This window comes from Nostoc sp. NMS8 (assembly GCF_017115045.1).
Lineage (GTDB): Bacteria > Cyanobacteriota > Cyanobacteriia > Cyanobacteriales > Nostocaceae > Nostoc.
Window position 1 is genome coordinate 1 of record NZ_JABXKK010000076.1, and the last position, 19,344, is coordinate 19,344.

Sequence of the window (19,344 nt, forward strand, 5' to 3'; positions counted from 1 at the left end):
CTAAAATTCTATCCCAAAAATAGTACCTAAAAACAGACACCTTGAAAGGGCTGGTTGGCATTACTCGAACCTTGCACCTAGATGGATTAAATCTTACCCTGCCTCAGATAGTGCCACTTTGTTTCCAACTTGATTGCTGATATTGCTGATCAGGCAAGTCCGCCTGTCAACAGGGTTTGAGACGCGCTAACCCTGCTTAAGTACGGTTCAGAGGCGCTGTAGGCGCTATGCGACCACAAGCTTAAGGCGATCGCATGATTCATACTTTGATTCAGCAACGCCGGAGTAGGAGATATTTTGACAATTTGCTGGAGTTGGAATTTCTCGAAATTAAGCAAAAGAGGCAAATTATCCAGCACTAATAAAAAATTGACAAGTTCATCAAAAGATTATTCATTGCAATCGCAGCTTACATTCTGTAAATTTTAAAGCGTAAGAGATATTCCTGTTAAATTTTTAGTTTAACAATATTTAGAATGTCTATTTTATAAAAAACTTCTAATATTCACACTAATTCGAGGTTTATGCCAAAATAGTAAATTTCATGAAATTAAATATTAGGCTTTTGTAAAAATCATTGATTTTTAAAATTGGAGATTTAAAAAGCTAGTTTGCCCATTTAGAATGCTGACCAAAACTTTACTATTAGTAGAGGGCTAATGTTTAATTTGCTTCTTGGTTATGTTGAAATAACCGTTTATTTAGCATTTGCTTGGTCTTTGTTGAAGCAATGGTTATTTTTCTTGATAGATGATAAATAAATGAACCGAGAGCAGCGCTTTTTATCTAGAATAATTTTAGTGTTAATAACTATTTTCTGGCCCATAGTAGTACCATTAGCTTATATATAATTACTAAAATTTCATCGTAAATACAACAAAAAAATTAATTTGTTGAAATATTAAAAAAGTATTTTCAAGGTGTAAATTGATCATTTAATTGCTGAAATATTTGCAATAGATAATGTAGGGCTTTTGATTTCTCAAATCATAATTATCAAATTTTATCAAAATGAAAACTAAACTAAAGATATCGCTGCTTGTATGGAATTTGTCTACCAATGATGGTTTTATTCGAGCATCTTTGCTAAAATCAGCGTTAGAAAAATTGGGTTATGAAACAGAAATATTAGGATTTTTATTTAATAAAAATCTCTCTGCTGCCATTCCATCTGATACGAAAGTTTTTGCTATAGAAGGTGCAAATTATCCGAAATTTTTTCAAGCAGCCAAGAAAGTTTTAAAACATATTGATGGAGATATAATTTATGCAATTAAACCACAGATACCGAGTTTTGGAGTAGCACTGTTAAAAAGCTTATACAGCAGAAAACCAGTGATTTTAGATATAGATGATTGGGAACTTAGCTGGCATGGTGGTGATAACTGGCGTTATTGTCCGACACTGAAACAATTAGCTAGGGATTTATTGAAATCAGACGGCGCACTCAGGAGCCCATATCATCCTTTGTACGTTAAATGGATGGAAGGTTTGGTAAATCATGCGGATGCTGTGACGGTGCATACTAAATTTTTGCAGCAGCGTTTTGGTGGTATGTTGGTTCCTAACGGCAAAGATACCTCCCTATTTGATCCGGCTCGATGTAATACTGATTCCAGTAGAAGTCGCTATAATTTATCTGAATACCGAATTTTAATGTTTCCTGGCGCACCTAGACCTTATAAAGGTTTAGAAGATGTTCTCATAGCGCTAGATAAAATTAATCAGCCAGACTTAAAATTAGTGATTATTGGTGGCAGTCCTTATGATGATTATGATCAACAACTTCAACAAAGTTGGGGACGCTGGATTATCAAACTACCAAAGTATCCAGTTGATGCCATGCCGGATCTTGTTGCTGCTGCTCATATTGTTGTCGTTCCCCAGCGAGATACTCCAGAAACTCGTGCTCAATTCCCTTTGAAGTTGACTGATGGAATGGCAATGGCTAAACCTGTATTATCAACACGTGTTGGAGATATTCCCGAAATTTTAGGTGATACTGGTTATTTAGTTGAGCCTTCTTGTCCTGAACAAATTGTTAAACAAATTCGATTGATATTTGAGAATTTAGAGTCAGCAAACCAGCGAGGTATTAAAGCCAGACAAAGATGTGTAGAAAAATATAGTATAGAGGTTATGGCTTCTAAACTTGCACCGCTAATTACTAGTATCCAGGCTCCAGGTTGATAGCTAAAAACGTAAATGGTTCTCTTTTGAAGATTTCATATTTCCAGCCACGTTCTAACCACTCCACACCAGTGCAATAACCGAAAGCTTTGGCCGACTTAACATAGACTGTGGTGTTGGCGCGTGCTAGTTCTTGCACATTTGATATCAATTTTGATAGCAATAAACTGATTATAGATTTTTCAGGAATTTGGTGTTGGAGTTGTGAATCTATATAATGCTTCAATACTATATCCAAATGACATTCATTTCTCCACATGCAAGATGGGAGAATAAAGAAATTGGGGTGCAGACCGTGAATAACAATAATCGGTGGTTTTCGTGGTTGAGTTGGGGTCTAGTTGCAGTATTAGCGGTGTTCTGGTGGGTGTGGTGGATATACTTTCGTCCTCTCTCCTACGCTAATCCCTGGCGGAGCCTCGGACTGCATGGCACGATTTTGTTAGGAAGTATCTTAGTGTGGATTAGTAACTATTACCGTCGTGGAAATGAACCAGGTCGTTGGTGGTTCTGGGCATATTCGGTCATTGTTGGCTTTAGCATTCCAGGCTTTATCGAAGATATCCTTCACGTCAATCATGTGAGGACTTTATCATCGTTGTGGGAAAATGTCCTTTTGAGCTTTGGATTATTGACGGCGATTGGGTTGGGCTTCCTTGCCCAAAGAAGATGATACAGAGGCATTCAAAGCCATTCAAAGCCAGCTTTCAGAAATGGCAATCGCTTTGGTATTTGGCAGCTTCCTCAATTAAAACACCATCTAAATCGCCGATTGCATTTTCAAATTCAGCTTCAACGAGCCTTGGGTAGCAGGACTTTTAAGGCACAAGCCTTGAGAAAAGATACCAGCCGTCACAGCCAAGGGCCATTTTACTAATTAATCAGCGGGATTCAAGCCAGTGTAATTACTGAGAAAAGGGAAATGTTGAAGAAGAAAAAACTTTTCCCCACAATGCCAAGAAGTCAAGAAGTCTATTTTTTACTAACTCAAGCAATATGTAATGCAAGTTTTGCTCAGAAATTCTCGAAAAAATTGCGTTAGATACTGCTTCGATTAAGGCTGACCAAGGAAGTCTTGTTTACCTAGTTCGACACCGCAGTGTCTGAGAATGTTATATGCTGTTGTGACATGGAAATAAAGGTTTGGTAAAACAAAATAGAACAGATATGGCGTTCCTTGAAAAGAGAGAGTATTGTCACGCATCTGTAGGGTAATTTTTCTCTCTTCTGAACCGTCAATTTGCTCCGGTTTAAAAGTATTTAAATGAGAGATAGTTTTTTGAATGCGATCAATAAGTTGAGGAAATGTAGTTTCATTATCCTCGAATTTAGGTGGTTCTATTCCTGCTAACCGTGCGGCACCTCTATTTACTATGTCAGAGGCAGTTTGCACTTGTTTTGATAATGGAAACATATCTGGCGATAGACGACTATTAATCAACACAGAAGGATCTATCTTTTTAGTTTCTGCATAAGCAGAACCTTTTTCAAGAATGTTTGTAAGGTTATTCAGTGTGCGAATAGACACGGGTATTAAAGCTTGGTACATTGAAATGGTCATTGAGATTTCTCCAGAAAAAGTTCAAACGACTTTGAGCCGCCCCATCTAATATTAGGGGGTATTGACTGTGATATTGTGTCAAAGAATATGGAACCTAATTTAGTCACAGATCCAAAGATACTAAATGTTTTCCCATAGTTAATAATCCCTGGATGCTGGATAAGAGTTAGTCCTTTAAGTGTTCAGTATATTAAGATACGCTATAATAATATATACAGAAGTTTTTGGAGATGCTGGGGAAGCCCAAACGTGCTTATTTGACAGCTTTGGAAGAAAAACTGGTGAGGGTTTTGGAGTCGGAAATTAGAGACTAATGCAACAAAGAAACTATGTAAATAATTTAAGATTATGTAATAATTCTACCCAAATGCTTGAGTATTCTTAAAACTCCAGATAAATTGTTAAGATATTGGGATCGGGTTGCAAAGAGATCGGAAATACCAATAGACTCAAAAATAATCTCATTAACCCCTACTTATTGATAAAGATTTTAGTGATCGCTCTTAATTCGAGCGAGGAAAACCCAAGCGATCGCTCCTAGTGACTTTTCCTCTAAGAATTTTATTTGATAGTTACTTTCTGCCCCGCTCTTGAATTTCTTGCTGGCGCATGGGCATAGCGTCAATTTGCTCAAAAACTGCTGTCGCTGGGACAGGTTTTGTGTCTTGGCGCTTAACACCACCATCTTTGCCTACCAAAATGACGCGAAAATTTTCTCTATCAACCCCAAAGCGATTTCGCAACTTGACAGCAGAAGATTCATCTATTAACTGTCCGTTGGCATAGCTTTTATCTGTTGCCAAAACCTGAACGAGAACTAAATCCCGGTCTGTAAAACCGTTTTGGTGCTGGTTAAATAACTGCATCTGTTGTTGATAGGTATAGTTATCAACCGATGGTGCAAACACTAGTAACACGCGGTTTTGCCATTTTTGGGAACTAAGGTTAAATGAGGACATTTTGATGGCTTGGGTTGAACTTGGGAGAGTACCAGCAATGCTGACTGGTGACACGGCTGTACAGGCGGTGAGAGTAAGGGCAATTAATACTGACTTATTCACGCTCTTTGTTGTTGTCTTATTCCATCATCTCAAGCTATCATCAGCTTTCCTACTCTGACTCTATCTGGTGGTTTGTTTTGGGTATTAGGTAGAGGTAATGCAACTTTTCCTCCCTGGAATTCTTAAGTGCGATGCCTGCGGTGTTCTCGTTGCCATCGCACTTAAGCGGTTCCCATTCAGATGAGGTACAACATTACATCTCCTCTAGTCTGTATTTTTTAGAGATTCAAACTAACATTGGCACTTTTTACAAGATAAGAGTAACCCAAAGACCCGTTATCAAGCGAGTAGCAGAAGTAAAAATTAATTTAATTGCTCACTATTGAATCAAAATTATACAAGATTTCACTTTGTTGGAAAGGCTTTTTTGAACCCCTTGCTCAACTTTGACAATCAGTTTGTCAAAAGCCTGTTGATCTGCTGTGAGTTGTTCTTGAATAACTTTCTCTAACTGCGGCTTTATTTGCTCACACATATCCTCAATTTTTTTGTCACTTAAAAAACTAGAACGAACCCAACTAGGTACATCCACATTTGTCTTGATTACTTCTTGAACACTCTTGCGATTTAACTCCATTCCTGCCGCCATAACCGAAGCCCCATATACTAATGCAATAGGCCAGGTTAAGTGTCCAGTTAGGATTAGAGTGATTATGCTAGCTACAGTACCTCCACCAATTACTACATTGACGATAAACGCCACTGTTTCAGCAAGGATAGCATCTCCAATTCGTAGCTCTGGGTTAACAAAATTTGGGTAAATGCTATCCTCAAACCTTAAGCTGCTTCTAGGTATCTGAAACTTTCGACATATTGGATCGGTTTGTGCAGCTAAATCTGGTTGAATTTTATTGCTAAACCAAAAAGCGCATTGATGATTAATTATCTGCACAGCGAGATCGCTTTTGAGCCACTGTTCTGCACGACTGATTAAAGATGTTTCCAAATCTGCTAAAGTCCGTATTTTGTTTTTTTGCCAATCTTTTAAACCTGGTTTAACTGCGTTAACAATCAAGCCATCAGTCAAAGGCTTAGTTAATGATTCGATTAACTCCGGGATATGTGTCTCAATCAAACCTTTAAGCTGATTCGAGGTAAATAGTTTGTTGACTTCTTGTTTAAAAGCAGCAGCACGCAGATCCCATCTTCCTACTCGTGCTAAACCCAGTGCAATGCACCGTTCCGGTTCTGGATCAGGACGGAGCAGCGTTTCTGGTTCGGGAAACATTTCCTGACAAAGAAGGTGGGTAAACTTCATGCGAGATGCGCCGCCAGTCATCAGCACAAGTTTCGGCACGATTCCAAGTTTTTCCAACTTTTCTTTTGCCTCATTTAAAGAGTCGCTAAACGTTTGAATCCAACTATGAAGCCCTAGCTCAGGTAAGGGTTCATTTAAGATTTCCTCCATCATCAATTTATTTACTTGGGGAATAAAATAAATTTGCTCGTTGATAGACTCAAACCCACGCGCAAAGGATTCGGGATCGTTATATAACTGTTCATTAGAAAAGTAGTCTTCTTTAGCTTTGCGGCAAGCAAGTTCACAACGAGCTTGGTGATGGGGATATTCCTTAAATACTTTTTCGAGTAATGCTTTTTGTTCGTGGTTGGCCAGAGTCCGGGCAAAAATAGCCTTGTCAATTAGGGATGCTCCCAAAGTATTACTCCCGAAATCTATCGGGATCTCTTCTAAGGTCTTAACCAAAGTAAAATCTGTGGTTGAAGAACCAATATCGACAATTAGCACCGATGCAACTAATTTGTCATACTCAAGCTTCCCGGCTTCCTTGGCTTGCATGAAAGCAGCCCGCGATTCGGGTACAACATTAAGTTGGGGAATGCCAGCTTCTTGAAGTAGCTTTTGGTATTCTAAGCGATCGCTAACTGACCATCCTGAAGGGCAACCGATGTAAAAATAGCTACTTTCTCCACCTTCAAGTTGTTTGCTTTCTTTCAAAAGGCGGTAGTAGGTTGCCACAAAAGTGCTAATTGTTTCCCGATATTTGGGATCGTTGTTGGGTTTTTGCTTAAAAGAAATTGTCAGTTGGGTAACGCCAGCTTGAATTAATGCTTGTTCCCCGACAAGGTAACCAAGTTTAGGATGCCAACCAAGAGCCGTAATTTGGTTCTTCTTGTTATTAATTTCCAGCATCTGGGGGGGTTCGATGCTTTCCACTATAGCTTTAGCTACAGCCGTCTCACCGTGCCCCAAATCAAAACCGATTGTTTCTAAAATTTCCATACCCTTATTGTCTATTATTCTCTAGAAGAGGAATATGCTGGCTCAATTACCCGACCGCGCCTAATTAAGCGATCGCCTTTTAACAAAGCAGGAGTTAGAGTTACGTAATCTTTGGTATCGGGGTCGATACTTGGCTCAAAGTCAAAATAATTGCGATCGCTATCAGGGTCATTTGGTCGGTAAATTTGAGTGTTAATTCCCTGAGACATTAAAATCTGTGGCAGAAGTTTCGCCAGTTCATGAGCCATTTGGGGTTTATCAAGTTTTGATGCGCCCATTAGCCTTTGCAGAAAATTCAATAGCTCTGGCAGTTCTTCTATTGCTAGGTCGCTTTCATGTTTATTCGATTCTTCTACTCTAGCCACTGCTAGGTCAATCGTGTTGAGAGCATCGCCAAGGTGATCTAGAAATACTTTGCTATCAACTCTGAGAAGAGGTTGAGGTAATTCTAATACTTCTAAAGACATATAATTATTTTGCTGGTTGTTTAAGTCAAGTTGAAGCACAACTTCTAGCCCCAGAAGTATAGAGGTTAACAAGATAGCCATCCATGCACCTGGGGTATTTTTAGTTAAAGAAAATAACGAACTTAAGATGCCTATATAAATGAGTCCCTGTAGTACTTTCAGAATCAGTTTGCTGGGAAGAAACTTTGTACCTGGGTTGGTAAATTGCTTTCGCTCTGTTGGAGCGACTTGAGAATAGTTAGCCGCAGCGAGAGTGGCAATGGATTGTCGGAGTGTATCCAGAAAAAAGTTAGCCAGACGAACTTGAGCCAGATTAAGCTTTTCAATGTAAATTCTTTCGAGATGATCGATTCGGTTCTGAACCAGCTTAACTATCTCCTCAATATTGGTTGTGTTATCAATATCTGTCTGAAGTTGGTTGCGTTCTTCGCTAAAAAGTGAGCTTATGGTTTTCATTGCGTTGGCTAAGACTTTAACGTTACTAATAGGAGTGAAATGAACAAATAACTGTTCATTTCACCCTGTAATAAGATGATGACCTAATTAATTCATAATTGATAATTATGGGAAATCAGGGATTTAAACCCCAACTAAAACAGGACTGCTTGTAGAAGCACCGTGTACAATGCTTTTTAATTATGAATTATGGATTAATAATAATGAATTAGATTGGTTGCAAATTACTATCTTACGACAAGCGTGCTGCAAACTTTCTAGGTGCAATTTATCTGGCTGCTTCTGTTATTTGGCTCAATTGATGACATGCCCTAGAAAGTATTTGAAAAATCAACTGCCTTTGCCCTATTTAGATCACTTAGGCGCACGGAAACCGGCAACTTGTGCTGTTGCCGGGTCTTTAAAACAAATATCCGGTTTGACTTTTTCGTAATCTAAGGTTTTGGGAAGGTGATAAATGTTGCCTCTCTTATTCGTAATTTTGCCTTTTACTGGTGCATCACTTGGGCAAGTTGTTTCGTTTTGTGGTTTCACCCCGATATTTTGTGCTGCTGCTAAAACTGCTGCTCTATTTGCCGATGCTGGCTTCTTAGAGCTAGAAGTTGTATTTCCACTAGGGATAGGACTAGAGGTGGGGCTGGAGGCAGGACTAGATGCAGGACTAGATGCAAGACTAGGTGGAGCAATCGCAGTTGGTGTTTGAGGCGTAGTGGTAGTAGATTCTCCCGGTTTTTGACCACAACTACTTATCATCAGCACTGTACCTAACGTCAATACCATGCTCAGTTGTCGAGGTTTTAATTGATTGCCCGTTGTCATTAATTCTTGCTCCTCATCTTAAATATATTTAATTTCCTGTATTTTACGCGATACTAACTTGATCGCTCTGTACATCAGAAGCCCCACTCACTCTGAAGGCTGTATCCACTAATTGTGCTAATATCTCTCCTGTGGGTACTTCTCCCTCGAAAACTACGCTACTTCCCAACTGAGCAACATAGACAGAATCAATCTCATCAAATCGTGAGTCTTCATCAAAAGCTAGGGCCACTCTTTTAGCTAAACCACTTTGATCGTATTCCCCATTTAGTCCGACTCGAAGAGGGGAATGGTTTCTCCCGACTCGGAAGAATAAGCAATTAGAGTCGGATCTGGGTTAACTTGAGCATCTTCTGGTAATTCAAGTCCAAACAGTCTTTGTAACCAACCCATGACTGTAATCTCTCTGCGAATATAGATTTAAATACAGTTAATTATTGCACTCATCTGCGCTCTGAGCGTTCAACAGCAGTCTTACAGTTGTTTCATTCGCTCACGGTCAGATTTGAGGAGCAGATCAATGAGCCTAATTGTATTGCCATCGCCACCACTAATACTCTGTTTCCCTGTTGTTAGCCACCATCCCTCCATAAATTTAGTTCGCCATAAACATTGATATCAAATGTAAATTCAATATCAATGTAGTTCTTGCGATATCCTGTGGGCAAAGGTGCAAAAGGTGCAGCTCGCTGTATCGCATTCATTGCTACTTCATCAGTCACACGAAATCCAGAGGTTTGTACAATATTGAGATTATTAACTTCACCTGAACGATTAATAGTGAAGTTAAGCACCGTTCGCCGATTAGACTGGCTCATTCCTGGTAGCCACTGCTGCTGAACGCGTTGCTTTAATTTGTTTAAGTAAGAGGTGAGGTCTACATCTTGACTGCTGGCATCAACACCAGAAGTCCCAATGCGATCGCGGTTGGAATTAGGCACAGCTGCGAGTTGATCGCCGCGATAATTCTGACTAGATACTCCCACAGTACCACCCAACAAACTTGCTGCACCTGTTCTTAAAGATGACTCAGCTTGAGGTAGTGTTCGCCCACTAAATCCAACTATCGACTGCCCTAACTTGTTAGGATTCCTGGGTACTGGTAGTGTCGTAGCTCTTTCAAGTGCTGTTTTTCCCAATTGGGCTGGCGGTGGCGTAGTCATTGGTGCTACCGCAATTTTCTTAGAATTAGGTACTTGTGCTTTGGTTGCAGGTGCTGACGCTATTTGTTTTGGATTAAGTACTAAAGGTGTTGTCAAAGGCGCTGTTTTAAGAAGCGGAACTGGCTGTGGCGTAGTAATCGGTGCTACTGCAATTTTTTGAGAGTTAGGTACTTGTGTCTTGCTTGCAGATGCTGATGCCGTTTTGGGAGATTTGAATTGCGGTTGTTGACCAAATCGATTTGGTAATTCCGTTTTCTGCTGCTGCCGTCCTGTCTGGAATACCTTGAGAGGAGATGAGGCTGTTAAGTCAAAAGAACGCTCATTATCGGCTTTCTGTCTTGCCAGATTCCCTGACTTCACCCCCAAAACAGGTCTTTCTGGCAAAGCTTTACCACCGGCAAGAGAATTTTTGGTAGCCCTCAATGAGGAAGGAGGAGTTATGTCTGTTTTTTGAGGAGGAACTTCAACTATCTCAATTGGAATCTCTTGGCTAATTTCTTGCTTCGGCTCATGCATCAAAACTCTGTACCAATATTTGCTCCACACTAAAAAAATAGAGTGTAGCAAGATAGAAGTAACTACACCTTGGAGCATATTGAGAGGGCGCACACTCCGATGGTACAGAAATTTATCAGATGAAGCCATGTGATTGTACTTTCTTTAATAGCATCCTTAGCAGTCTATTTATAGAGTACAAGTTTTTGTTATTTTCGGTTGTCTATAATTCCTCGTACAAGGGCATCAAGGAGAAATTTGAGCGATTGCACCGTGTTCAACCCGGATTTCTCACCACATCTCTGAAAGTCTGTGCTTGTGCAGGGGAACAGGAGAGAGTTCAAATACCAAGTTCTTTCCCCTCTGCCCCTTCCCTCAAGCTTGTGAGAAATGCGGGTACACCCCATATTTTTATACCCTTTCCCTTTCTATATTTACAGACAATCCATAAGTCAAAAGTGACCGAATCATCTTTGTATCTTGTAATAGTATGGGTAGTTTTATAGCTAATACCTGTGCTTTTACTAAAATTTCAGCATAATTTCTAGTTGACAAAAGTAAGATTATCTTAACCTCTCAACGATGCCCACCATGTGATTATTTTGGGCTTTATTGAGATTAAAGTGTTCTTATTGAGCGGATGCGTTTGCCCGAAACTAGGGTAGACTATGACGTTCAAAGAAATTCCAAATCGTCAGAGTTGAGTCCAAACCCAGGTTGTTATTGAACTTGTTAATATTTTTATCACTAGAAGTACCACCGTACCAAAGATGTCCTCCATTAACTACAGCCAATTCTAAAACCTCGGAACCAGCGCTACAACCGGAGTAGGAATAGGTTTTAATTCTATCGCTACTGCTTTGATTGTTAAGGGCAAATCCTACATCGTTTGCAGTATACTTGGGACATTGGTTGCGATCGCGCCAAAAATTTACTACTTTCGGAATCGAAACGAGCGCTCCTTTTTGAGTTTTTTTGTCGCCCTGATAATGTACAGATTGGTCGTTTGTGCCGTTAATCATCAATATTGATACAGGGAGAAGTGGTCGGCATGTTTGTTCAAGTCGCATTGGCAGAGAACCAGCAACAGAAGCAAAAGCTGCTATCTGATCAGATAGTTGACAGGTCAAAGCCTGAGTTAATATTCCACCCTTAGAAAAGCCAGTAGCGTAGATTCTACGCTTATCAATATTTCTAACTTGCTGTAAGTGATTAATTAAATTCTTCACAAAAGAAATATCATCAATATTCCTTTTGCCCTTCTTTCTGAGGCTCCATTTATGGTCAATTCCATCAGGATAAACTGCAATAAACCCTTTTTCTTCGGCTAATTCATTAAATCGAGAGACATTACTAATTGAGCGCCCGCTACCATCGTCGCCATGAAATACTAAAACTAATGGCATAGGACGATTAGAAGAATAAGACTTGGGTGTGTAAATATAGTAAGTACGCACAGCACCTTGCTCAGTTAGTTCGCCATTACTATCACCCAAAATAACTTGGGATTGTCGGTCAGTTATTTGCTCTGCTTGAATTGATTCGCAAGCTGTTACTAAACTAATTAAGGTAAAACAAGTAAATATTCGCTTCCAGAACCGAAAACTTAGATGAACATTCACGGTAAATAAAATTTGCTAAAAGTATAAGTATCTTGTTTTTTATGCTGTTATAGATAACAAAATACATCTATTCACTTACTGTTTACCTCACACGAATGGCTGAATAATTGCCCAATTACAACTAGTACAACTCTAACTACAGATATAATCTAGTACTCCTGGGGGAGTTGGGGTGCGACGCTTTTCCGTTTTCCTCTCTCCGAAACCCACTGTTAGGTCGCTTGAATGGAGGGCATCACAGAATAGCCCGCACTTCTCTACTAGACGCTCTTGCTTGCTTGTCTAGTAGGGGGTACGACAAAGCTCAGTGACCGTGGTAGACATCGCTCTTTTAAACTCGTTAACAGGTTTATCTCATTTCAAAATGAGGTTGCGATCGCCTTTTGGCTATGCATTAGTCACATGTTTCTTAACAAAAGAGTAAAAGGCTAGAAAGTATATATAATAACATTCGTGATAGGTTAACAGAAAGTACCTTTTGTCAATCAGTTAAAAGACTCAAAATATCCTTGAGCAGAATGATAACCGTGTATATAGCAGTTGCAAATCTGGCCTAAACCCCAGTGGAGACACACTGTTAGTTCTAGCTCGCTAACCCGAAAAATCTGTTGACTAACCTGATTTTCTGGATAATATCAATCAATTATTATGTACTTATTGACAAAAGCTCTATAGTTTTAGCCTCTCACAGATGGTCAACCCCAAATGCTCCCATCAAAACTTACCTCCACAGTGGCTCTCTCGTGCTGAAGGTAGCGCGATGGGAAAAGCCCTGCGGGATCGAGTGCCGCGATCTAGCCATCAAGAGTGGAAACCTGCCTTTAATCGTCCTGACTCAGTTGCGCTGCTGGAGGAATCCAACCAAGGAAGATTGCTGGAATTAGTACCCATTCGCTACGGACGAATGCTGAAATCTCCTTTTGCATTTCTGAGGGGGGCAGCCAATATCATGGCAGCCGATCTGAGCGAAACTCCCAAGACTGGAATCAAAGTTCAGACTTGTGGAGACTGTCATTTGTCCAACTTTGGTGGATACGGTACACCAGAGAGAAATCTCGTCTTTGATGTCAATGACTTCGACGAAACCCTTTCAGCTCCTTGGGAATGGGATGTTAAGCGTTTAGCTGCAAGCATTGTGGTGGCAGGTAGATACCTCAAACTCTCAGAGAAAATCAGTCGGGCAGCAGCGATGGCATCTGTGCAGTCTTACCGAGAACATATAAATGACTACGCCCAAATGACTGCTCTGGAGGTATGGTATGCCCACATTGGGGTGGAATCGCTACTTAGCTTTACTACTCACGCCAAAGAACTAAATAAAGTCAAAAGTGAAGTGAAAAAAGCAAGGGCATTCAAGCCTATTTTGGATCTGCATAAATTAATCGAAACGGTGAAAGGAAAGCGCCGTTTTATTGACAATCCTCCCTTATTATTCCATCCGTCACCTGGAGATCCACAAGCATCAGAGATGTTATCCGTTTTTCATAAATATCGGAAAACCCTACGTGAGGATTCCCGTATTTTATTAGACCAATATCAGATTGTTGATGTAGCAATGAAGGTAGTGGGTGTTGGCAGTGTCGGGACACGCTGTGGTATTGCCCTGCTGGTGACAGGGGATAATGACCCTTTATTTCTACAAATTAAAGAAGCTCGTGCTTCAGTACTGGAACCCTATGCCGGGAAAAGTAGTTATGAGAACCATGCCCAACGGGTTGTAGCAGGACAGCATTTGATGCAAGAAGCAAGCGATATCTTCCTGGGCTGGACAAGGGGCGATAGTGGGCACGACTTCTACCTGCGGCAACTCAGAGATATGAAAACTTCCGTCGAGATTGAAGGAATGTCGGAGACGGATTTGAGGGGCTACTGCCATTTATGTGGTTGGGCACTGGCGCGGAGTCATGCCCGTTCGGGGAATCGATTCATTATTAGTGGTTATCTTGGTCAAAGTGACACATTTGATCGGGCGATCGCTAATTTTGCAGTAGCTTACGCCGATCAGACCGAGCGGGATTACAAAGCACTAGCTGATGCAGTTGCGGCAGGGCAGATCAAGGCAATCGAGGAATAATTTTGGACAAGGATTTGAATCCGAAATAGTAAACTACCCACCACTGAACGGAGTACAGATTTGGTGAGAGTCTCCTGGAGGTTTAGATGAAGAAATTGAACGCAAATACAGCCCAGCATCTAACTAAAAAGCGATTTCGCCTGTTTCAGGGAATTTTACCTTTGGCAGGAGTCACAATTGGGAATGATATCGTTGCGGGTATTGTGCTAGCAGCACTGGGCATTCCTGAAGTCATGGGATACACAAAGATTGCCGGAACGCCCATTGCCACAGGTCTTTACACACTTATTCTTCCAGCCTTGGCTTTTGCGCTCTTTGGATCTTCTCGCCATCTGGTGGTCGCTGCCGACTCTGCAACAGCTGCAATCCTGGCGGCTGGGCTATCAGGCTTGGCAGCGTTGGGGAGTTCGCAATATTTAGCGTATTCAGAATTAGTCGCCATTTTAGTAGCTGGACTTTTACTGTTAGCACGCCTGTTTAGACTGGGTTTCCTAGCGGATTTTCTGTCGCGTACCGTGTTGGTAGGTTTCTTGACTGGGGTAGGAATTCAAGTAGCGATCAGTCAATTAGGTGGATTGTTGGATCTTAAGGTTGGGGGGAATAATCCAATCCAGCAAATCATTAATACCTTTCAAGGTCTGCCCCATGCTAACCCATTAGGGATCGCGATCTCTCTAGCAGTCTTGATTACCATTAAACTATGCGACAGATTGCTTCCAAAATTTCCAGGTGCGTTGCTGGCTGTAATAGTAGCAATTATTGGCAGTTGGCTGTTTAACTTTGCTAGTCATGGTGTTATGGTAGTTGGATCTATCCCCAGCGGACTGCCATCTTTTGGGTTGCCCACTATTGCTCTGAGTGAAATACCACAAGTATTTGGCATTGCCCTATCGTGCTGTATCGTCATTGTTGCTCAAAGTGCAGCGACCTCACGCGCTTACGCCTTCCGATACAACGAGGACTTTCAAGAAAATATTGACCTTGAGGGTCTAGCTCTAGCTAATCTGGCGGCAGGGATGAGTGGAACCTTTGTCGTCAATGGTAGCCCGACCAAAACTGAAATTGTTGACACAGCAGGAGGACGAAGCCAAGTAGCTCAACTGACCACAGTAGCAGTGGTATTAGTAGTCATCCTCTTCTTCACTCAACCAATTAGCTATCTGCCGAATGGGGTTTTAGCAGCAATTGTATTTTTGATTGGACTAAAATTGATTGACATTCAGGGGATGCGGGCAATATTTTCGACCCATCGTGAGGAGTTTTATCTTGCGATCGTTACTACTGCTACAGTTGTTTTTATCGGTGTTAAAGAGGGTATTGTTTTAGCAATTATTTTGTCGCTGATCTTGCACGTGCGTCATAGTTACCGACCGCATTCTGCAATCATTATTCCCGATGCTCAGAGATTATGGCAGGCGATTCCTGTCCGTATCGGCAGTGTATCAGCATCTGGTCTGATAGTTTATCGGTTTAGTAGAGACTTGTATTATGCTAACGCCAGCTTCTTTTCAGAGGAGGTGCAAAATCTCGTGAAAAATGCTGAATCACCTGTGCAATGGTTTATTCTGGAGTCCAGAGCAATTACTGAAATCGACTACTCCGCATCCCAAACGATTCGGGATGTCGTCAAGGAATTATCCCTTCAGAACGTAACTTTTGTCCTGTCCGGTCTGTCACCGGAGGTAAAAGTCCAGTTCGAGCGGGACGGGCTGACAGATTTAATCGGTGCTAATCGGTTTTTTAACCACTTAGAAGAGGCGTTGGCGGCTTTCCACGAAGTTAGCAACCAACAATCAACTTAAAGGAATTACAAGTCACTGTACGGTCGCTCATGAGCGACTAATGGCCAAACTAAGTAAAATTAAGCTAATAGTTGGTAATCAAGATAAAAAAACTCAAAAATGCTTGAGGAAGAACTTAATTTGAAAGATAATTTTCAGGATAAAATGCCTGCGGGTGGTAGTGAGGCGAATAGTTTTGATTGTAAAGAGGCATGGTATCCCGTCCATTACCTTGAGGATTTAGACAAATCAAAACCAACCGCTTTTACAGTATTAGAAAAAGATATTGTAATCTAGTGGGATAGACTTGCTCAATCTTGGAGAAGCTTTGAAGACCAGTGTCCTCATCGTTTAGCACCGTTGTCTGAAGGCAGGATTAGTGATGAAGGGCTGTTAGAGTGTCATTATCACGGTTGGGCTTTTTCTGGAGATGGAAATTGTCAAAAGATTCCTCAGCAAGTCAAAGGTGGAACAGCAGAGATGTCAAAACGCGCTTGTGTGGCATCATTACCGACTATTGAAAATCTTGGACTGCTGTTTGTATACGTTGGGAAGTATGAAAATGCTGCCAAAACCGAAGTTCCAATTATTGAGCCATTAGAAGAATCTCTTGAAGGATGGGTTCTAATTAATACATTTAGGGACGTGCCTTATGATGCGTTAACACTTTTAGAAAATATACTTTATTAAATAAAGGAATTCACCACCTCATGTCAATTCATAATTTTACTCTCTCCCGCCAGTTATCACGCAACTTGTCCATAATTTTGCTGACTGTTGTACTCCTATACGCTGCATCTCGTGTGATACTTCCGGCTCCGGCCACTGATATTTCGACTGCTGCACCGAAGGGAAAGCAAGTAGCGGTTTTTGGTGGTGGGTGCTACTGGGGAATGGAAGCAGTTTTTGAGCATCTATTAGGTGTTTCTGATGTCGTTTCTGGCTTTTCTGGGGGTGATGCAAGAACCGCAGACTATGCGATTGTCAGTGCTGGATTAACCAATCATGCTGAATCAGTGAAAATCACTTATGATCCATCACAAATATCATATAGCCAGCTTCTGAAGGTCTACTTTTTGGTAGCGCATGACCCAACAGAGTTGAATCGACAAGGCCCCGACTCAGGTAAGCAATATCGTTCGGTCATCTTTTTTGCTAACGATGAGCAGAAGCAGGTTGCACAAGAATATATCGCTCAACTCAACAAATCGCGAATCTTCGACAAGCAGATTGTGACAGAATTAGCTACCTTGAAAGGTTTTTATCAGGCTGCGGCATACCATCAGAATTATATAGCACGTCATCCGAGCGATCGCTATGTGGTAGTGAATGACTTGCCGAAATTGGCTAAACTTCAAGCCAAGTTCCCTGATATGTATAGCAAGTAAGGGACTTCCAGAAAATAAAATATGCAGATACCTTTGCTTTATCTTGCAAATTAATTTTGCCCATTTACCCGCTTTTTCTAAAAGTCCTTTGACAAACTGGGGAATGCTTTATGTTTTTGCTTCGGAAAGCGAAGATAGCGCCGAACAACTGGTGTTTTACGATGGGAGCGAACCTTTAGAACCTGCATATTTACCCGAAGATACTCACTTTATTACGGATTGCTACGATAAATTAGTAACTCACCGTCTAGAATTCGAGCTTTTTCCTGATATCCCGCGTTGGGCAACAAATGATTTTTATGAACTCTGCGAACGCCTCAACTTGGACGAACTCAAATTAAATGATTTGTGTAGAACTCTCAGCAAAAACAGTATAGGTAAACTGCTCGGTCATGCTTCGGGGATTGGGCATGATCCACGGGAAGATGCCTATATAGTTAGGGAGGTGAACCCCGAATGGCTTTACAACTACGAGCAACGGCAGACCCTAGACATGACTCACGCCCAGAACTGGCATAACTTGCTGGAAGTCGAGTCTAGCAGAGCAGTTGACCTGATGTTTGGCGATGCTGGCTACTTGCAAGTACTCATTCATGGCGAAGACTTGAAGCGACCGGATTTTTCTACAGTCTACGTGAACCTTGAATCAAGCTGAAGTTTCAGTGCGATGTCTGCCAGAATTCAGGAATTCAAGGCTTTTACCATGCCAACCGCCGATATCTTCTAAATCTGCAACACCCTATAATTAAAATCAGGGGTAACAAAACGGACACTGTATTTCTCTCTACGAGACACTATAAGACAGTACTATGTATATGAAAATACATGTTTCTCTAAGACATACATAAATATAATAGCTCGTACTTATAAGGTATGGGGCAAACAGTCTTTCCCTACACCCCACACCCTATACCCTGTTTGCGATCAATTCAACTACCTACCGAAAAGAGAACAGAGCTGATGTTAGACAACTGGTTGAGCAAAAAACAGATTTGGCTGCTGCGTGGTGTAGTGGTTATGATTTTTGTGATACAAGTCGGAGCATATTTGTGGAGTAGTTACCGAGCAACGAACATCTGCAAGTTGTCGCAGCCTCATTCCCAGTATTGCGATTTGACAGTAGTGCGGAAGTTAAGTGGAGTAGCAGAAGCGATCGCCCTTTCTTGGGATGGTCACACCTTAGTGTGCGGCGGTGGCAAAAGCTTTACTGTCTGGCATCTGCCAAGTCAGCAGCCGCAATTAACCCTCAAAGGACACGCCAATGATATTTATGACCTTGCGCTTTCTGCTGATGGTCAGACTTTGGTGAGTGGGAGTTTAGACAAGACCATTAAGGTGTGGAATTTAGCGACGGGAAAACTCAAATTTACGCTCAAAGGGCATTCTGAAGTTGTAAATGCACTGGTGATCACACCCAATCAGCAAACAATTGTGAGTGGCAGTTCCGACAAGACCATTAAGATGTGGAATTTGGCGACTGGACAATTAATAAGCACATTGGCACAAACACTGGATTCTGTAATAACTTTGGCGCTGAGTCCGGATGGCAAGACTTTGGTTAGTGGCGATTCGAGCAATCACATCACTGTATGGGATCTGGCAACTGGACGAAAACGCACCACTTTCACTGAACATTATGGTACGATATCTGCCTTAGCCATTAGTCGTGACGGTCGGCTGCTCGCTAGTGGTAGTGCCAAGCAGGTAAAAGTGTGGAACCTGACAACAGAAAAATTGTTAGAGGATTTTGGGGGCTTCTATTTTCCGGAGATCACCATCGCCTTTAGTCCTGATGGGCAATCTTTAATTGCTGGTGGAGGATATAAACCATACCGGGTTTGGAATCTGGTAACAGGAAATATGGAAGCAACTCTGCCCGATGTTAGCAACTGGTCGGGGGCAATAGTATTTAGTAGGGATGGCAAGACTTTGTTTAGTGGAACACAGGACGGAATTACGGTGTGGAAATTTCCTGCACCAAGCCACCCGTAAAAGAATGTTTGAAAAGTTATGAGAGTCTTGCGC

General features: G+C 41.3%; 17 protein-coding genes and 2 pseudogenes. 9 read left to right on the forward strand and 10 right to left on the reverse strand.

From position 1 onward, the window contains the following. Positions 1-149: 149 nt before the first annotated feature. Positions 150-338 (reverse strand): hypothetical protein, encoded by a 189-nt coding sequence (locus tag HWQ39_RS14660; RefSeq protein ID WP_292846026.1) that lies wholly within the window; start codon positions 336-338, stop codon positions 150-152. 673 nt (positions 339-1,011) lie between these two features. Between HWQ39_RS14660 and HWQ39_RS14665 the strand changes: the two genes are divergently transcribed. Then, entirely contained in the window at positions 1,012-2,190 is a 1,179-nt protein-coding gene (locus tag HWQ39_RS14665; protein WP_292846029.1) for a glycosyltransferase family 4 protein, read from the forward strand. On the opposite strand, the gene HWQ39_RS14670 is transcribed toward HWQ39_RS14665, so the two are convergent. Continuing rightward, positions 2,168-2,416, reverse strand: a complete 249-nt coding sequence (locus tag HWQ39_RS14670; protein WP_292846032.1) for a DUF1392 family protein — start codon at positions 2,414-2,416, stop codon at positions 2,168-2,170. The genes HWQ39_RS14665 and HWQ39_RS14670 overlap by 23 nt on opposite strands. 69 nt (positions 2,417-2,485) lie before the next feature. Here HWQ39_RS14670 and HWQ39_RS14675 point away from each other — a divergent pair, with 69 nt between their 5' ends. Then, positions 2,486-2,863, forward strand: a complete 378-nt coding sequence (locus HWQ39_RS14675) for a hypothetical protein (RefSeq protein ID WP_292846035.1) — start codon at positions 2,486-2,488, stop codon at positions 2,861-2,863. A 381-nt stretch (positions 2,864-3,244) separates the two neighbouring features. Here HWQ39_RS14675 and HWQ39_RS14680 read toward each other — a convergent pair whose 3' ends face one another. The 8 genes and pseudogenes from HWQ39_RS14680 to HWQ39_RS14715 all read right to left on the reverse strand — a co-directional run bounded on the left by HWQ39_RS14680 (position 3,245) and on the right by HWQ39_RS14715 (position 12,076). Beyond that, positions 3,245-3,751, reverse strand: coding sequence for a DUF1993 family protein (locus HWQ39_RS14680; RefSeq protein ID WP_292846038.1), 507 nt, complete (start codon positions 3,749-3,751; stop codon positions 3,245-3,247). A gap of 572 nt (positions 3,752-4,323) precedes the next feature. Beyond that, on the reverse strand, positions 4,324-4,812 hold the full coding sequence (locus HWQ39_RS14685; RefSeq protein WP_292846041.1) for a DUF4174 domain-containing protein: 489 nt from the start codon (positions 4,810-4,812) through the stop codon (positions 4,324-4,326). A gap of 319 nt (positions 4,813-5,131) precedes the next feature. Beyond that, on the reverse strand, positions 5,132-7,054 hold the full coding sequence (locus tag HWQ39_RS14690; protein WP_292846044.1) for an Hsp70 family protein: 1,923 nt from the start codon (positions 7,052-7,054) through the stop codon (positions 5,132-5,134). A gap of 14 nt (positions 7,055-7,068) precedes the next feature. Further along, a complete protein-coding gene (locus HWQ39_RS14695) occupies positions 7,069-7,977 on the reverse strand; it encodes a hypothetical protein (protein ID WP_292846047.1) in 909 nt (302 codons plus the stop codon). Between the two features lie 354 nt (positions 7,978-8,331). After that, the gene (locus HWQ39_RS14700; protein WP_292846050.1) at positions 8,332-8,796 is read right to left on the reverse strand and encodes a hypothetical protein; all 465 of its coding nucleotides are present in this window, start codon (positions 8,794-8,796) and stop codon (positions 8,332-8,334) included. Positions 8,797-8,839: 43 nt separating this feature from the next. Beyond that, positions 8,840-9,189, reverse strand: a pseudogene (locus HWQ39_RS14705) (phospholipid-binding protein). 179 nt (positions 9,190-9,368) lie between these two features. After that, positions 9,369-10,604, reverse strand: coding sequence for an energy transducer TonB (locus HWQ39_RS14710; protein WP_292846053.1), 1,236 nt, complete (start codon positions 10,602-10,604; stop codon positions 9,369-9,371). Positions 10,605-11,110: 506 nt separating this feature from the next. Further along, complete coding sequence (locus tag HWQ39_RS14715; RefSeq protein ID WP_292846056.1) at positions 11,111-12,076, reverse strand: PHB depolymerase family esterase; 966 nt, start codon at positions 12,074-12,076, stop codon at positions 11,111-11,113. A 691-nt stretch (positions 12,077-12,767) separates the two neighbouring features. On the opposite strand from HWQ39_RS14715, the gene HWQ39_RS14720 reads away from it, so the two are divergent. The 7 genes and pseudogenes from HWQ39_RS14720 (at position 12,768) to HWQ39_RS14745 (ending at position 19,311) form a co-directional block, all read left to right on the forward strand. Then, a complete protein-coding gene (locus HWQ39_RS14720; protein ID WP_292846059.1) occupies positions 12,768-14,150 on the forward strand; it encodes a DUF2252 domain-containing protein in 1,383 nt (460 codons plus the stop codon). 86 nt (positions 14,151-14,236) lie between these two features. After that, on the forward strand, positions 14,237-15,952 hold the full coding sequence (locus HWQ39_RS14725; RefSeq protein WP_292846062.1) for a SulP family inorganic anion transporter: 1,716 nt from the start codon (positions 14,237-14,239) through the stop codon (positions 15,950-15,952). Positions 15,953-16,051: 99 nt separating this feature from the next. Next, complete coding sequence (locus HWQ39_RS34415; protein WP_366932273.1) at positions 16,052-16,228, forward strand: hypothetical protein; 177 nt, start codon at positions 16,052-16,054, stop codon at positions 16,226-16,228. A 27-nt stretch (positions 16,229-16,255) separates the two neighbouring features. After that, positions 16,256-16,621, forward strand: a pseudogene (locus HWQ39_RS34420) (Rieske 2Fe-2S domain-containing protein); the annotation flags it as partial. A 20-nt stretch (positions 16,622-16,641) separates the two neighbouring features. Then, entirely contained in the window at positions 16,642-17,319 is a 678-nt protein-coding gene (gene msrA, locus HWQ39_RS14735) for a peptide-methionine (S)-S-oxide reductase MsrA (protein WP_292846065.1), read from the forward strand. Next, on the forward strand, positions 17,261-17,974 hold the full coding sequence (locus tag HWQ39_RS14740; protein ID WP_292846068.1) for a DUF1963 domain-containing protein: 714 nt from the start codon (positions 17,261-17,263) through the stop codon (positions 17,972-17,974). Before msrA ends, HWQ39_RS14740 begins: the two co-directional genes overlap by 59 nt. 305 nt (positions 17,975-18,279) lie before the next feature. Beyond that, entirely contained in the window at positions 18,280-19,311 is a 1,032-nt protein-coding gene (locus tag HWQ39_RS14745) for a WD40 repeat domain-containing protein (RefSeq protein ID WP_292846071.1), read from the forward strand. Positions 19,312-19,344 lie beyond the last annotated feature (33 nt).

Bases quoted from the DNA above. Each gene is read 5' to 3' on its own strand.
- HWQ39_RS14665 (WP_292846029.1), top strand. From the start codon at position 1,012: ATGAAAACTAAACTAAAGATATCGCTGCTTGTATGGAATTTGTCTACC.
- HWQ39_RS14680 (WP_292846038.1), bottom strand. From the start codon at position 3,751: ATGACCATTTCAATGTACCAAGCTTTAATACCCGTGTCTATTCGCACA.
- HWQ39_RS14690 (WP_292846044.1), bottom strand. From the start codon at position 7,054: ATGGAAATTTTAGAAACAATCGGTTTTGATTTGGGGCACGGTGAGACG.
- HWQ39_RS14695 (WP_292846047.1), bottom strand. From the start codon at position 7,977: ATGAAAACCATAAGCTCACTTTTTAGCGAAGAACGCAACCAACTTCAG.
- HWQ39_RS14700 (WP_292846050.1), bottom strand. From the start codon at position 8,796: ATGACAACGGGCAATCAATTAAAACCTCGACAACTGAGCATGGTATTG.
- HWQ39_RS14710 (WP_292846053.1), bottom strand. From the start codon at position 10,604: ATGGCTTCATCTGATAAATTTCTGTACCATCGGAGTGTGCGCCCTCTC.
- HWQ39_RS14720 (WP_292846059.1), top strand. From the start codon at position 12,768: ATGGTCAACCCCAAATGCTCCCATCAAAACTTACCTCCACAGTGGCTC.
- HWQ39_RS14725 (WP_292846062.1), top strand. From the start codon at position 14,237: ATGAAGAAATTGAACGCAAATACAGCCCAGCATCTAACTAAAAAGCGA.
- HWQ39_RS34415 (WP_366932273.1), top strand. From the start codon at position 16,052: ATGCTTGAGGAAGAACTTAATTTGAAAGATAATTTTCAGGATAAAATG.
- msrA (WP_292846065.1), top strand. From the start codon at position 16,642: ATGTCAATTCATAATTTTACTCTCTCCCGCCAGTTATCACGCAACTTG.
- HWQ39_RS14740 (WP_292846068.1), top strand. From the start codon at position 17,261: ATGACTTGCCGAAATTGGCTAAACTTCAAGCCAAGTTCCCTGATATGT.
- HWQ39_RS14745 (WP_292846071.1), top strand. From the start codon at position 18,280: ATGTTAGACAACTGGTTGAGCAAAAAACAGATTTGGCTGCTGCGTGGT.